The organism is Kitasatospora sp. NPDC056181 (assembly GCF_042266225.1).
GTDB lineage: Bacteria > Actinomycetota > Actinomycetes > Streptomycetales > Streptomycetaceae > Kitasatospora.
The window spans coordinates 1-14,527 of the sequence record NZ_JBHJUK010000105.1 but is presented as its reverse complement, the minus strand read 5'-3'; the positions used below and the strand labels follow the sequence as shown (position 1 = coordinate 14,527).

At 73.0% G+C, this 14,527-nt stretch carries 11 protein-coding genes and 1 pseudogene; 9 read left to right on the top strand and 3 right to left on the bottom strand.

Features of this window, described 5'->3' with window-relative positions; genetic code table 11:
• Positions 1-552: 552 nt before the first annotated feature.
• The 7 genes from ACFC1F_RS30860 to yidD all read left to right on the top strand — a co-directional run bounded on the left by ACFC1F_RS30860 (position 553) and on the right by yidD (position 8,307).
• Positions 553-1,062 (top strand): hypothetical protein, encoded by a 510-nt coding sequence (locus tag ACFC1F_RS30860; protein WP_209411058.1) that lies wholly within the window; start codon positions 553-555, stop codon positions 1,060-1,062.
• A 256-nt stretch (positions 1,063-1,318) separates the two neighbouring features.
• Positions 1,319-2,224: a DUF1963 domain-containing protein gene (locus tag ACFC1F_RS30855; RefSeq protein WP_376163204.1), complete on the top strand. Its 906-nt coding sequence runs from the start codon at positions 1,319-1,321 to the stop codon at positions 2,222-2,224.
• 121 nt (positions 2,225-2,345) lie between these two features.
• Positions 2,346-3,329 (top strand): hypothetical protein, encoded by a 984-nt coding sequence (locus tag ACFC1F_RS30850; RefSeq protein WP_376163202.1) that lies wholly within the window; start codon positions 2,346-2,348, stop codon positions 3,327-3,329.
• Between the two features lie 607 nt (positions 3,330-3,936).
• Positions 3,937-5,346 (top strand): family 2B encapsulin nanocompartment shell protein, encoded by a 1,410-nt coding sequence (locus tag ACFC1F_RS30845; RefSeq protein ID WP_209411055.1) that lies wholly within the window; start codon positions 3,937-3,939, stop codon positions 5,344-5,346.
• A gap of 248 nt (positions 5,347-5,594) precedes the next feature.
• Positions 5,595-6,449: a hypothetical protein gene (locus ACFC1F_RS30840; protein WP_376163199.1), complete on the top strand. Its 855-nt coding sequence runs from the start codon at positions 5,595-5,597 to the stop codon at positions 6,447-6,449.
• A 412-nt stretch (positions 6,450-6,861) separates the two neighbouring features.
• Complete coding sequence (locus ACFC1F_RS30835) at positions 6,862-7,635, top strand: DUF4239 domain-containing protein (RefSeq protein ID WP_209411054.1); 774 nt, start codon at positions 6,862-6,864, stop codon at positions 7,633-7,635.
• Positions 7,636-7,746: 111 nt separating this feature from the next.
• Positions 7,747-8,307, top strand: a complete 561-nt coding sequence (gene yidD / locus ACFC1F_RS30830; RefSeq protein WP_376163197.1) for a membrane protein insertion efficiency factor YidD — start codon at positions 7,747-7,749, stop codon at positions 8,305-8,307.
• A 160-nt stretch (positions 8,308-8,467) separates the two neighbouring features.
• Here the strand turns inward: yidD and ACFC1F_RS30825 are convergent, their stop codons facing one another.
• Complete coding sequence (locus ACFC1F_RS30825; protein WP_376163195.1) at positions 8,468-10,831, bottom strand: glycosyl hydrolase family 18 protein; 2,364 nt, start codon at positions 10,829-10,831, stop codon at positions 8,468-8,470.
• Positions 10,832-11,110: 279 nt separating this feature from the next.
• Between ACFC1F_RS30825 and ACFC1F_RS30820 the strand changes: the two genes are divergently transcribed.
• Positions 11,111-11,758 (top strand): class I SAM-dependent methyltransferase, encoded by a 648-nt coding sequence (locus ACFC1F_RS30820; protein WP_376163193.1) that lies wholly within the window; start codon positions 11,111-11,113, stop codon positions 11,756-11,758.
• Between the two features lie 112 nt (positions 11,759-11,870).
• On the opposite strand, the gene ACFC1F_RS30815 is transcribed toward ACFC1F_RS30820, so the two are convergent.
• Entirely contained in the window at positions 11,871-13,232 is a 1,362-nt protein-coding gene (locus ACFC1F_RS30815) for a M20 family metallopeptidase (protein ID WP_376163191.1), read from the bottom strand.
• A gap of 162 nt (positions 13,233-13,394) precedes the next feature.
• Here ACFC1F_RS30815 and ACFC1F_RS30810 point away from each other — a divergent pair, with 162 nt between their 5' ends.
• Positions 13,395-13,979 carry a TerD family protein gene (locus ACFC1F_RS30810; RefSeq protein ID WP_148640898.1) on the top strand — a complete coding sequence of 195 codons (585 nt, stop codon included), beginning with the start codon at positions 13,395-13,397 and terminating at the stop codon, positions 13,977-13,979.
• Between the two features lie 133 nt (positions 13,980-14,112).
• On the opposite strand, the pseudogene ACFC1F_RS30805 reads toward ACFC1F_RS30810, so the two are convergent.
• A pseudogene (locus ACFC1F_RS30805) lies at positions 14,113-14,527 on the bottom strand (hypothetical protein); the annotation flags it as partial.

The following is a 14,527-nucleotide window of genomic DNA, read 5'->3' as shown; positions in this document are numbered from 1 at the left end:
CGGGAGGGAGTGCACCCCGAGGGGCGAACACCCCCAGGAGTACGGGATATTGCTGCGTCGGCGCCCGCTGCGAGGGTTCGGCACAGGCACCGGATCACCGACCAGGTGCCGAGCTGACCAGCTGTCCCGGAAGCGCGGACGCCAGGGCCGGTGCCCCCACGCGCCGCTCCGGCGTCCGCGTCATCGGGACACCCCGCCCGCGTCGAAGGAGAGTCCGGACCTCATGGCAGTGCGCCGAATGATCACCGCCGGGGCGTTGCCGCTAGACCGCCGCTTGACCGCCGCCTGACCGGTGCCGACGCGGACGTGCGGGGTTCGTGCGCGCCGGTACGCGGAGCGCCGGAGCCGACCCGGAAGGCGGTCGGCGCCGATGCCGGCGCCGCGTGGTGCACCGGGGGAGCCGGCGCGGCCCGAGGGTAGGGGGACGGGCGCCCTCCGGGCAGGGTGGAGCGTAGGCAATGGCCCGCCGCGTCCGCTCCGCTGTCATATGCCAGTACGGGTCGGGGCGGAGTCCGGCGCGGCGGACGGCGAAGGCTCCTACGCTCATTGGTCATGCGCAGAACACATGTGAGCCGCTTCGGAATTACCGCGATCCTGGCCCTTGTCATCGGTCTGCTCCTCTCGGCCGCCCCCGCCCAGGCCGACACCCCGCTGCTGGCCGTCAGCTCCGACAAGGCGACGGCGACCCCGGGCTCCTCGGTCACCCTGACCCTGACTCTGACCAACCCGCACGACACCCCCGTGCAGTTCGTCTACCAGTCCATCCAGCCGACCTACGGAACCACCCAGAACACCGGGCTGAAGTACGCGTTCTCCTCCTGCGGCGGCAACGTCAGCGGGTGCGACACCGGTGCCACCAGCGGAGTGGTCCACCACACCGTGCCCGTCGCGGCGGGTGCCACCACCACCGTCACGCTCACCTACGACATCGCCGCCGACTCGGCCTGCGGCTCCGGTGCGCGGATCGACTTCTACACCTACATCTACGACGAGTACGCGGCGGGTGCGGCCACCGACTCCGGCATCCTCGACGTCCCCGGCAACGAGGTCACCTGCTCCTGAGCCACTCCGCGACCCGGGCCCACCGGGAATCCTGCGGAGGGCCCCCGAACCCCCGTCAGGCGCCGGCCACCCCCGTGTCGGCGCCTGACGGGCCATCCGCACGTCCGTACGGCCCACCTGATGCACAGCACCCCCTGATACACGGACGCCGGAGCCGGAAGGCGGAAGGCGGAAGCCGGAAGCCGGAAGCCGGAAGCCGGGAGTTGCGGACACGCGGACGCACGGATTGTCAGACCCGGATGGCAGGCTTGGGCCCATGGCCGAACCGCTGACCACCGATGCGCCCGAGTCCGGGGCGCCGACCACGACCCCCGCCGCGACCGGCCGGGCCGACACCCGTTCGGGCTGGACCGCCGCGCGCCCGGGCGAGACGCCGCCGGGCCACCCCGGGATTCCGATGCCCTTCGCCGTGTACGAGGCGATCCGCGCGCGGGCGGACGCGGAGACCGCGCCCCTGGTCGACGGACTGTTCCGGCCCTCCCTGGTACTCGACGCGGAGACCGCCCGTACGGACCCCGACGCCACCGGCCCCGGGGCGGGGCAGCTCGGCGGCCTGCCCGCGCTGCCGGACGGCACCGAGTGGCCCGAGTTCGCCGGCCGGCCGATGCAGTTCCTCGCCGGGCTCGACTGTGCCGGGCTGGCGGAGGCCTTCCGGGCCACAGGCGCCGGCGGTGTCGGTGGCGACTGGCCACTGCCCGCGGACGGGCTGCTCCTCTTCTTCCACGACGACTGGATCTCCGACTTCAGCGGCCGCGGCTGCCGGGTCCTGCACGTCCCCGCCGGCGCGCCGCCCCGTCGCGCCCCCGAGAGCGAGCTGAGCACCCCCGCCGTCGCCGCCGTCCCGGTCGGGGCCACCTGGCAGCTCTCCGCGCCCTCCTACCAGGACTGCGAGCTGGAGAACCTCTTCCCGGACGACTTCATGATCGCCCTCGACCTCGCCGCGGACTTCCGGGACCACCTGCCCCGCCCCGACGTGCGGGTACTCGGCTGGTGCGACACCGACACCGGCCGCCCCGAGGGCCACCGGCCGCTGCTCCAGATCGAGAACCAGGCCCTCGACGTGGACTGGGGCGAGTGCGTCAACGTCTCGTTCTGGATCACCGACGAGGACTTGGCGGCCGGCCGGTTCGACCGCGTCCGACACGGCTTCGAGGTGGCCTGACCAGCGGCGCGAGCGGCCTCGGCGCGCCGATACTAGGCTGCTGACAGGGGCCGTGGGCCGCCCGCCCGGAGCGCCCCGAGGCGGAGCGGGTAACCGAGGCCGAGCGGGCAGAGGTGAAGCGGTGACGGACGTGACACCCGAGGGATCGGCGGTACCGGTGCCGGAGGAGCCCGACGCGCCCGAGCCCCCGGTCGCGGAGCTGGTGCGCTCGATCCGCGCCCACCCTTCCAGGCTGCCGGAGCTGCTCGCCGTGTTCGCCGTCCGCCACCGCGGCCCGCGTGCCGCACGCCGCGTCGCCGGGTTGCGGGCCTCGCATCCGGACGCGGACCTGGGGGAGCTGGTGGCACTGACCGTCGAGCGCGCCCGGCGGGTGAGCCGGAACGAGGGCGCCTTCGTCGGCGGGCCGTTCCTGTGGCTGGTGCCGTTCGCGTTCTGTACCGCGCTGCTGGAGCAGGGACAGCTTTTCCTGGAACTCGCCGCCCTGTCCGGCAAGGACCCCACCGCCCCGGAGCGGACCGCCGAACTGTTGGTGCTCCAGGGCGCCCACCCTGATGTGGCCGCCGCGGAACGCTCCCTCGCGGAGCACCCGCCGGCTGCCACGAGCAACGGCCGACGGCGCGGGTTCTGGTCGCTGATCTGGCGGATGGCCCGGCTGCTCGGACTGACCAGCGAGAGCGTCGACCCGCCGCCGCCCCGCTGGCGGACGGCCGGCGGGTGGCTGGTGGTGGTGCTGGTCCTCATGGTCGGCATGGTCGTTCCGCTGGTCTGGCTGCCCTACATGGCGGTCTCCTACTACCGGGCCACCGGCCGGATGGCGACCCGAGGCCTCTCCTTCTACTTCGGTGGTGACCCGGCCTTCGGTGGTGGCCCGGCGGGCTGGCCCGAGCGGCGCAGCGCCCGTACCGATCCCGGGATCGTCGCGGCCGCCGCCCAGACGGCGTTCTCGTTGTTGATCCCGGTGGGGACCGTGCTGTTCCTGGTGATCGCCGACATCCGGCTCGCCAGCAGCCGGTGGCCGGTCCTCGCCCTCGCGCTGATCGGCCTCTCCGGGCTGGTGGGCGCGGTCTGGTACCGCCGTCACAGGCGGCGGCCGCGAGAGGCCTGAGCCACGAGAAGCCTGAGCCGCGAGAGCCCTGGGCCACGAGAGCCCTGAGGCGGGCTGGACCGGGTCGATGAGCGCTGCAGCGCCGCTCCCGTACCGCTCCGGTACCGCTCCGCCGACATGAGGGTGGCAGGCCGGTGGCAGGCCGCTGCAGGATCGACGGCAGGGGCACCGACGTGGTCCGACGTCCCGTTGCCGGAGCCTCCGGCCGCGCCCCATGTTTCACCCGTTCGACGCTCGAACTCCTGTTTCACTGGGTTGCGGCCGAGCCGTGGGATCGCGAACCCCTCCCGTAGCTCCGTTCGGTTGGATGGGATCGTTCCGGGCCGGGGGCGATTCGCATGCACAGGAATTCGAAGTTCCGTCTAGGGACAGTTGACGGATTCCAACCACTCCATGGTTGAGATTCACCCTATCGGGGGGCACTCGACGTTCGTACGGGGCTGGCCGGGTTTCGGTGATCTAGGGTTCCCGGTGGGCCGCCCGAGTGGGCGGAGGGCCGTGCGGAGATTTCGCCAACGCCCCCACCATGAAGCCTATCTGACGATCTGCCACACATCTTGCCGCGGCAGATCGGCGTGACCTGACCAGATGAAGGAGAACCCTGCCGATGCCGGTGGAGACCAGCCCGGAGACACAGCAGGTTCCGCAGCAGTCGAGCCTCACCACAGCCGCTGCCCGCAATCTCGCCACCACCACCAAGTCCGCGCCGCAGATGCAGGAGATCACCTCCCGCTGGCTGCTCAAGGTGCTGCCCTGGGTGCAGGCTGCCGGTGGCGCGTACCGCGTCAACCGCCGCCTCACCTACACCGTGGGCGACGGCCGGATCGAGTTCATCAAGACCGGTTCGGAGGTCAGGGTCATCCCGCGCGAGCTGGGCGAACTCGCCCTGCTGCGCGGCTTCGAGGACGACGACGTGCTGATCGCCCTCGCCGACCGCTGCGAGCAGCGCGACTTCGGTCCGGGTGAGGTGCTGGCCGAGCGCGGCGCGGCGGCCGACCGGATCTACCTCATCGCCCACGGCAAGATCAACCAGATCGGCACCGGCAAGTACGGTGACGAGACCGTCGTCGGCGTCCTCGGTGACGGCGACCGGTTCGGCGAGCAGGCGGTGCTCGACCCCGACGCCGTCTGGGAGTTCACCGCCAAGTCCGCCACCGCCGGCACCGTGCTCTCCCTGCCCCGACGGGAGTTCCAGGCCATCCGGGACGGCTCGACCGCCCTCCAGGACCACATCCGCGACTTCCTCGCGCTGCCGCTCCAGCGCCAGAACGAGCGCGGTGAGGCCGAGATCGCCATGTCGGCCGGCCACCGGGGCGAGTACGAGCTCCCCGGCGCTTTCGTGGACTACGAGTTGAAGCCGCGCGAGTACGAGCTGAGCGTCGCGCAGACCGTGCTCAAGGTGCACACCCGGGTCGCCGACCTCTACAACCAGCCGATGAACCAGACCGAGCACCAGCTCCGGCTGACCATCGAGGCGCTGCGCGAGCGCCAGGAGTTCGAGCTCATCAACAACCCGGAGTTCGGCCTGCTCAACAACGCCGACTTCGACCAGCGGATCCAGACCCACTCCGGTCCGCCCACCCCGGACGACCTGGACGAGCTGCTCAACCGCCGCCGTGACCCGGACTACCTGCTCGCGCACCCGCGCACCATCGCGGCGATCGGCCGCGAGCTGAACGCGCGCGGGCTCTACCCCCACCATGTCGACCTCGGCGGGCAGCAGGTGCCGGCCTGGCGCGGGGTGCCGATCCTGCCGTGCAGCAAGATCCCGATCACCAAGGAGAACACCAGCTCCATCCTGGTGATCCGGACCGGCGAGGACAACCAGGGCGTCATCGGCCTGCACCAGACCGGCATTCCGGACGAGTACCAGCCCAGCCTGTCGGTCCGCTTCATGGGCATCAGTGAGAAGGCGATCATCTCCTACCTGGTCAGCGCCTACTACTCGGCCGCGATCCTGGTGCCGGACGCGGTCGGCGTCCTGGAGAACGTCGAGATCGCGCACGGCCGCCACTGAGCGGTGCACCGGGCCGTCATCCACTGACGGCCGTACGGAACGCGGTCAGGCCGTAACCAGGCCCACCGCAAGATCGTTTCACCAGATGTCGGACGGCCCGCCCCTTGAGGCGGGCCGTCCGGTGTCGGCCTCCCAGCGCCGGCCGATCCCCCCAGACGACGCTCCCGACGATGTGAGAGGTGCAAGGTACCCATGCTGCAGCGACAGCAGCCCCAGCAGTCCCGGCGGATACCGGTGGACGGGCGACCGTGACCGCAGACCTGATCATGGTGAGTGGCGGCGGTGACGGCGGCGGTGCCCGCGGTCGCCGGGCCAGGCTGGCCGGCGCGGCGGCCGGGGTCGCCGCACTCTGCGCGCTGCTGAGCGGCGCGGCCGGGGCGCGTGCCCCCGAGCACCAGGGCGGGGGCAAACCCCACGGCCCGGTGGTCGAGACCTGCGTCGACACCGATACGGACGTCTCGGTGTCGGTCGGCAAGGGGGGTGTGGACGTCGAGGTCGACGTCGACGTCGAGGTCGGCGTGACCGTCGACCTCTCCGGGTTGCTGCACCACCCCAAGCCCACTCCCAAGCCGCATCCGCACCCGCACCCCAAGCCCAGCCACCCGCCCGAGCACCACCACCCGTGCCCCAGCCCTACGCCGACACCCACCCCCACCCCGACGCCCACTCCGACACCGACCCCGACGCCCACGCCGACACCCAGACCCACCCCGGCGCCGACCCCGCCGCCGGCCCCCGCACCGGCTCCGCCGGCCGCTCCCACCCCGACGCCGAGGCCCACCCCGCCGCCCGCGTCCCCCCGGCCCACGCCGACGCCCACGCCGAGGCCCACCGCGCAGCCGGTCGTCCCACCCCCGCCGCCCGTACCGGAACCGCCGGTACCGACGGTCGAGCCCAGTGCGCCGGTCCCCAGTCCGGTCCGGCCGAAGCCGGTGGTCAAGCCGGTCCGGCTTCCGCTGGCCCCGCCGGCGCCCGCGCCGGAGCGCCACCACGGCAGTTCACCGACCAGGACGATGCTGCTGGTCACGGTGCCCGCCGTACTGGCTGCGGCGGCCCTGCGCCCACGTGGCCGGTCCGGTCGCGGCGGCTCCGGCCGCTCCTGACGACGGCGCGCCCACGGGGAGCGCCCATGGTGTGCACGTTCCCCGGCGCCCGGGCCCGGTAGCCGGCACCCGTTCCACGGTGTCCGGCCGCGTCCCACGACGACGGCCGGGCGCACGCGGGAGCACCCGGGCCGGCCCATCCGGTTCGGGTCGTCGATCCGGCCCGCGCGGGTCGGCCCGCGCGAGTCGGACCACCCGCGTGGGCCGGAAGCGGAACCGAAGACGGCTGGACGCAAGCCCGTGAACGCAGGCCGGTGGGCGCGGGCCGGTGGGCGCGGGCCGGCGAACCCACTCGGCGAACCCGAGTCCCGAACCCCAGCCCCGAGCCCCGAACCCGAGCCGGCGACGGCAGGCCGGCGCATCCGAGCCGGCCGAAGAAGCCGGAAAACCCAAGCTGAAGAAGGGAGTTCCCATGTCCGAGTGGTTGGCGCTGGCCATCGCCATGTCGGCGGCCTGCGCCGTCGTGGTGGCGGTGGTGCTGCTGAGGCACCGCCGGGCCAGCGAGGACGAGAACACCGACGAGACACCCGATGTCATCGAGTACATGACGATGATGATCGGCGTGGTCTACGCGATCGTGCTCGGCCTCGCCATCGCCGGAGTCTGGGAGGCGCGCGGCGCCGCCCAGGACGACGTGCTGCGCGAGGCACAGTCGCTGCACGAGGTGAGCGAGCGCGCCCAGGTGTACCCGGTCGAGTTCCGGGACAAGGTCCGCGCCGACGTGGACGCCTACGTCTCGTACGTCGTCGACGTCGAGTGGGCGTACATGCGCGAGAACGGCGAGATCTCCACGCGGGGCACCGAACTGCTGGACAAGCTGCGCCAGGACGTCGCCACCCGCACCCCGGCCAGCGATCTGGAGGCGCAGGCCTACCAGCCGATGATGGACCGGATCAGCACCGCCGACGACGCCCGCAACGCCCGCGGCCAGAACGCCGGGCCGACCATGCCGGGGGTGGTCTGGTTCGGTCTGATCGTCGGCGCCGTGGTGACCGTCGGCATGGTGTTCGCGCTGCAGATCCGGCGTTCGACGCGGGAGTTGCTGCTGGCGGGGGCGTTCAGCGCGCTGATCGCCTTCCTGCTCTTCCTGATCTGGGACTTCGACGACCCGTTCGGCCGGAGCGTCTCGGTGACCACCCAGCCGTTCACCGATCTCTTCCCCACGCTGGGGGGCGGCCAGGACTGACCGCCCTCCCGGAGGGTGCACGGGGCCGTGCCCCTCGATGGTCCGTCTTCGATAATCTGACCGGACCGTCGGGGGCCGGTCCCGTCGGGCCTACCGAAGGGATCGTGAGCCGTGGCCCATCCGCCGCACCACCAGCCTCTCTCCTATCCGCCGCCGCGCCGCCCCGAGCGGGCCTGGTGGTGGCTGCCCGAGAAGGAGCGACAGCGGCGGAAGGCGCAGCGGCGGGAGTGGCTGGCGTACAAGCGGCAGAACGGCAAGACCAAGAAGAAGGACCGCGAGTGGTCGGACGCGTGCGACGCCTGCGACTGCTGCGGGGACGTCGCCGATCCCTGTCTGATCCTGCTGGTGCCGGTGATGACGGCCGCGGGCGTGCGGTTCGCCCTGACCGGCGGTCGCGGCCGGCGCCGGGGTCAGGCTGACCCGGCGGCGCCCGCCCCGGGCGGCTTCGCGGCGGGCGTGCTCTACGGCGCGGTGCGGTACTACCGGACCGAGGTCAGCCCGAGGCGTCCGGCCTGCTGCCCGTACACGCCGACCTGTTCGACCTACGCCGTCCAGGCGCTGCACCGGCACGGCGCGGTGCGCGGCGCCCGGCTGACGGTCGGCCGGCTGCTCCGCTGCCGGCCGGGCGTGGCGCGCCGTGGCAACGGGGTCGACCCGGTGCCGGAGCACTGACGGCGGACGGCGGACGGCTGACGGCTGACGGCGGAGGCGGCCCCCGGGCCATGCCCGGCGATGCCTGACCGGATGCCCGGCCGTGATTTCGCCGGAGCCCGGCCGTACTTCGCTGGTGCCGGTACCACCCGGAGCGCCTGGCGACCGAACTGACGCTACGTCAGTGCAGGCTGCCGTTCATGGCGTTGAGCAGGGTGCCGGAGGCGTCGTCGTTCTCCAGGGAGAAGGCGAACATCCCGGCCAGCCCCTTGCTCTTGGCGTAGGCGCCGCGCGCCTGGATGGCCTGCGGGGTGTCGCCCGTCCAGAAGTTGGTGCCGTCGTACACCCACGAGGTCTCGGTCACCGGGTCCCAGTGGGTGTTGGCGGCGGTGGCGCCCAGCTCCTTCCAGGCCGCCAGCCCGGCCTCGGCGCTGAGCGGCTTGGCCGGCGTCGGGCCGGTCGCGCTCTGGTACAGGCCGAAGTTGTTGCCGGCCGGGACTCCCGTCCAGCCGCGCCAGTAGAACGGGATGCCCAGCACCAGCTTGTTCGCCGGGAACCCGCCCGCGATCCCGTACTCGGGCAGGCCGGTGGTGTACGCGGTGAGCGTGGTGTCCACGTTGTACTTGCGGGTGCCCGGGGTGATCGGCGTGGTCGGGTCGTTCGGGCTGTCGTGCAGCGGGTCCTGGTGGTTGGTCGGGCCCTTGGCGTCCCAGGCGCCGTGCATGTCGTAGGTCATGATGTCGGCGTAGTCCAGGTAGGCGCCGATCCGGTCGGTCTCCAGCTGCGCGATCTTGTCCTGGCCGCTGGGCAGTGCCGCGGTCAGCAGGAACCGCTTGCCCTGGGCGTTGCCGAGGGCGTCCAGCTGGGTGCGGAACTCCTTCAGCAGCAGGGTGAAGTTCTGCTTGTCGGCGGGAGAGTAGTGGTTCCCGGTGTGGCCGCCGGCCGAGCCCGGGTACTCCCAGTCGAGGTCGACGCCGTCGAAGAGACCGGCCGCCGAGGCCTGGCCGCCGGAGGCGTCACCGGCGATGCCGGTCGGCAGGTTCCCCTTGAGGAACATGTCGACGCAGGAGGAGACGAAGGCCTTGCGGGAGGCGTCGGTGGCGGCCGCGTCGGAGAAGTACTTGGAGTACGTCCAGCCGCCGATCGAGATGGTGAAGCGCAGGTTCGGGTACTTGGCCTTCAGCTGGCGCAGCTGGTTGAAGTTGCCCTTGAGCGGCTGCTCGTAGATGTCACCGGAGCCGTCCACGCTGGCCGCGCCGGTGTAGTCGGCCTGGTAGTCGGCGTAGGCGTCGCCCGCGCCGTCACCCGCGTTGGGGTTGGACTCGTTGGCGGAGTCGGAGGCCTTCACCGCCTGGAAGCAGGTGTGCGAGGTCGGGTGGATGTTGGCGAAGGCGTAGGTGATGACGTCCAGCTTGCCGGCGGCGCCGCTGGTGTCGACGTTCTTCGCGTGGTAGGCGTTCTCGTAGACGCCCCACTGGTCGAAGTAGGCCGAGCGGAACGGGCTCGCGGCGGGCGCGGCCGCGGTGGTCGTGGAGACCTTCGCGGACTGGGCGGAGCCGTGACTGCCCGAGTAGCCCTGGACGGTGAAGCCGTAGGCGGTGCTGGGCAGCAGCGAGCTCACGGCCACCGAGGTGCCCATCGAGGTGGCCACCAACTGGCCGCCCGAGTACACCTTGTAGGCGACCACGCCGTCGCCGCCGGTCAGGGTGGAGGGCTGCCAGCTGAGTACCACGGCGTTGTGGGTGACCTTGGTGACGGTCACCCCGGTGGGCGTGGTGACCTTGCCGTCCCCGGCCGGGCCGGTGCCCGTCGAGGTGGCGGTGGCCGTCGCGGTGGGGCTGGTCGTCACCGTGGGGCTGCCGGAGGCGGTCGGACTGCCGGACGTCGTGGGGCTGCCGGACGCGGTGGGGCTGCCGGAGGCGGTCGGACTGGTCGAAGCCGTCGGACTGCCGGACGCGGTGGGGCTGTTGGAGGCCGTCGGGCTGGTGCTTCCGGTCGGCCCGGCCGGCCCGGTCAGGGTGAGGTCGTCCGCGCGGTAGGTGCCGGTGCCGTACCAGCCGTGCGTGAAGACCGTGACCGAGGTGGTCGTCGCACCGGTGGTGAAGGTGCTGCTGAGCTGGGTCCAGCCGGTCGCACCGGGCGTCCAGGACTGGGAGTTGACGCCCGTTCCGGTCGCGCCGAGGTAGACGTAGCTGCCCTGCACCCAGCCGGACAGGGTGTACTGGGTGTTCGGCTGGACGGCGACCGTCTGCTGGCACTGCGCGGTGTCGGAGGCCGAGGCCGCGCCGCTGAGCGAGTAACTCCCGCCGTGAACCGGGGTGGTGACGACCGACCCGTTGGCGCAGCTCCAGCCGGCCAGGGTGCCGGTCTCGAAGCCGGCGTTGGTCAGCAGGTTGACGGACGCGGCCGAGGCCGTGTTGAGCGACAGGGCGAGGGCGGCGCTGCCGGTGGTGAGCGTCGCCGCCAGGGCCAGTGCGGTGGCCCGGCGGCGTGGCGCGGCGGCCCGGCGCTCGGCAGGGCGCGCGGGCGTGACTCGGTCGTGCATGCGGTGTCCTCCGGATGAGTGGGGGTTCCGGCGGTGCGATGGGCCCGGGCGGGCCGAGGGGAGCCGGGCCGAGCGCTGTGGGGGCGCGCGACCGGGGTGAACACGTGCGTCGGTACGGTGCGTCGGCGCGGCGGGACCAGGGGTCCGTACGCATCGGCGACATCACAGATTGGACTGGACCAATATTCGCCGTCAAGGGCGTCAACCCGATGGATGGCCGAAACCCGCCGCACCGGTACGGTGGCGTGGAGGGTGGCCCCGCGGAACGGAGGACGGGCGATGGAGAGCCGGGACTGGAACGAGCGGTACGCCGCGAGCGAGCTGGTCTGGGGGCACGAACCCAATCGCTGGGTGGTCCGCGAGATCGCCGGCCTCGCCCCCGGCCGTGCCCTGGACCTCGCCGCCGGGGAGGGGCGCAACGGCATCTGGCTGGCCGGGCGGGGCTGGCAGGTCACCGGCCTCGACTTCTCCGCCGTCGCCGTCGAACGTGCCGGACGGCTCACCACCCGGCTCCCTGCGGAGGTGGCCGGCCGGCTCACCTGGCGCCGCGACGACGCCCGCACCTTCGCCGCCCCGCCCACGGGCTACGACCTCGTCCTGGTCGCCTACCTCCAGCTCCCCGCCGCCGACCGCCGGGCCGCCCTGCGCCGCGCCGCCGCCGCGCTCGCCCCCGGCGGCACCCTGTTGGTGGTCGGCCACGACACCACCAACCTCACCGAGGGCGTCGGCGGCCCGCAGGACCCGCGCGTCCTGTTCACCCCGGAGGACGTCCTCGCCGACCTCGCCGGTACCGGCCTGCGCACCGTCAGGGCCGAGCGCGTCCGCCGCCCGGTCGCCGCGGAGGCCGACCACCGGGCCCCCGCCGGGGAGGACGGGGGCCGGGTCGAGGCGATCGACGCGCTGGTGCGGTTGGAGCGGACCGGCTGACGCGGTCACCCCGCCGCCGTTGGGTACGTCACCCCGCGGCGGCCGGCAAGTTCACCTGCCGCTGCATGCTCACCCGCCGTCGGGCAGGTCGCCCCGCTGCGGGCCCGTGCGGTCACCCCGCGGTCGGCTCCAGGGCGCCCGTGAGGTGGTCCCAGGTGACGTGGGCGTGCAGGCGGACGCCGGTCACCAGGGTGTCGTCGTCGGCGTAGAAGTGCGGGTTGTGGTTGACGGCCACGCCGCGGCCGCCGGGGACCGGGACGACGGTGCCCCCGGAGGTGCGTTCGGTGTCCTGGACGCCGAGCATCACGTAGAGGCCGCCGTAGCGGTTGACGAACTCCGAGACGTCGTCGTACCCGAGCGTGGGCTCGATCTCGTCGACGCGGTCGGTGCCGACCACCCGGCGGAAGGTGGGCAGTGCGGCGGCCACCCACTCCGGTTTGTTGTGCAACGCCGGCACCGGCTGGAGGTAGTCCACCTGCGCCGTGCAGTTGTAGGCCTGCGCGGTGTGCTCGGCGAGGGTGGCGAGGCGCGTCTCCACCTCGGCCATGTCGGCCTCGACGGCGCAGCGGACGGTGCCCCAGAGGGTCACCTTCTCGCCGATGATGTTGAACCGGCCGACGTCCTCCAGGTGCCCGATGCTGACGGCAACCGGGTCGAAGGCGGAGCGCTGCCGGTAGAGCTGGCCGATCCCGGTGAGCACCGCTCCGGCGGCGGGCATCGGGTCGTCGCCGCGCCAGGGGGAGGAGCCGTGCGTCTGGCGGCCGGTGATGACGATCCGGACCAGCCGGGACGCGCTCATCTGGTAGCCCGCGTGGTAGCCGACGTGGCCCTTCGGGTCCGGGGTCACGTGCAGGCCGAACACCATGGAGGGTGCCGGGTCGGCGAGAGCCTCCTCGGCGAGCATCTGCCGTGCGCCGCCCGGCTCGTCGACCGGCGGGCCCTCCTCGGCGGGCTGGAAGACGAACAGGACGGTGCCGGGCAGCTGCTCGCGCACCCCGGCCAGGACGGTGGCCGCGCCGAGCAGCATCGCGACGTGACAGTCGTGGCCGCAGGCGTGCGAGACGCTGAACGGTCCGCCGGGGTAGTCGGCGTCCACCACGGTGGAGGCGAACTCCGTGCCGCAGCGGTCCGGGACGGGCAGGGCGTCGGTGTCGGCGCGCAGTGCGACGACCCGGCCGCCGGGGCGTCCGCCGCGCAGCACGCCGACCACGCCGTGGCCGGCGATGCCGGTGCGCACCTCGTCCAGGCCGAGCGTGCGCAGGTGGCCGGCTATCAGCTCGGCGGTGCCGGCCTCGCGGTTGGAGAGCTCGGGGTGGGCGTGCAGGTGGTGCCGCCACCGGATCACCTGTTCGGCCACCTCGGCGGCGCGGCGGTCCAGTTCGGCGCGGAGCTGGTCGGCGGTCCCGTCCTGAAGGGGGTTGGCGGTCTCGTCCTGGAGCGGGTCGGCGGCTTCGGCCCGGAGCGTGTCACTCATGGCGTACCTCTCCCTGTGCTCGGATGATGTGGTGTTGATCCTAGGAACGGGGTACCGGGTCATCTAGGACCGAGTGTTGCGTGCCGATGAAACGTCGGCTCAGGCCGTCTCTACAGTGCTGTAGATTCAGAGCGCGCACGGCGGAGGAACGAGGAGGGCACGATGAGCGTTTCGCTGGCCAAGGGTCAGAAGCTGAGCCTGGAGAAGCCGGGCGGCGGGCGGCTGGGCCTGGTGCGGATGGGCCTCGGCTGGCGCGCCGCCCAGAAGAAGGGCTTCTTCGCCAAGCTGCTGGCCTCGCAGGAGATCGACCTGGACGCCTCGGCGGTGCTGTTCGCCGAGGGCAAGCCGGTGGACGTGGTGTTCTTCCAGCACCTGCAGAGCAACGACGGCTCGGTGCGGCACAGCGGGGACAACCTGACCGGCGGCGCCGGCGACGCCACCGACGACGAGTCGATCACCGTCGACCTCACCCGCGTCCCGGCCGAGGTCGACCAGATCGTCTTCACCGTCAACTCCTTCACCGGCCAGACCTTCCAGGAGGTCGAGAACGCGTTCTGCCGGCTGGTCGACGAGCAGACCGGCGCCGAGCTGGCCCGCTACACGCTCACCGGCGGCGGTCCGTACACCGCGCAGATCATGGCCAAGGTGCAGCGCACGGCGGGCGGCTGGCAGATGGCCGCGATCGGTCAGCCGGCCAGCGGTCGCACCTTCCAGGACCTCATGCCGGAGCTGGTCAAGCACCTCTGACGGCCTGGCCGGCCCCCAGTCGCTCCGGACCCGCGGGGCCCGTCCGATCTCCCCCCGGACGGGCCCCGCGTCCGTCGCCCGCGCGCTGAACGGTTCGGCTGCCGTGCCGTGCCGTGCCGTGCCGTGACGGCGACTACGAGTGGGACGACGATGACGACGGTGGGGACGGTACGGCGTGACCGTCCGCCGCCGGCACGGGCGCCGTCCAGACGGCCGCCGCGCCGCCGCCCGGCTCCCAGCCGTACCGGCGCAGCTGCTCGGCCTCCGCGCCCAGCCCTGCGGCCCGCAGCACCTCGCACGCCCGCCTCAGCGCGTCCGCCCCACCGGCCTCGCCGGCCCGGCGGTGGCACTCCACCGCCTCGGGCAGCCGCCCGGCCCCCAGGTAGAGGCGGTAGAGCAGCTGCTTGAGCTCGCCGAGCTCGCCGAGGGGGCCGGGGCGCAGCGGGGGCGGCTGGATCGGCCGCCGGCTGCCCGGCCGCGGTGGGGCAGGAGGTGGCCGGCCGGGTCCTGGGACTGCTCGGCTGGTGAGCGGCCGACGGCGGGGGACC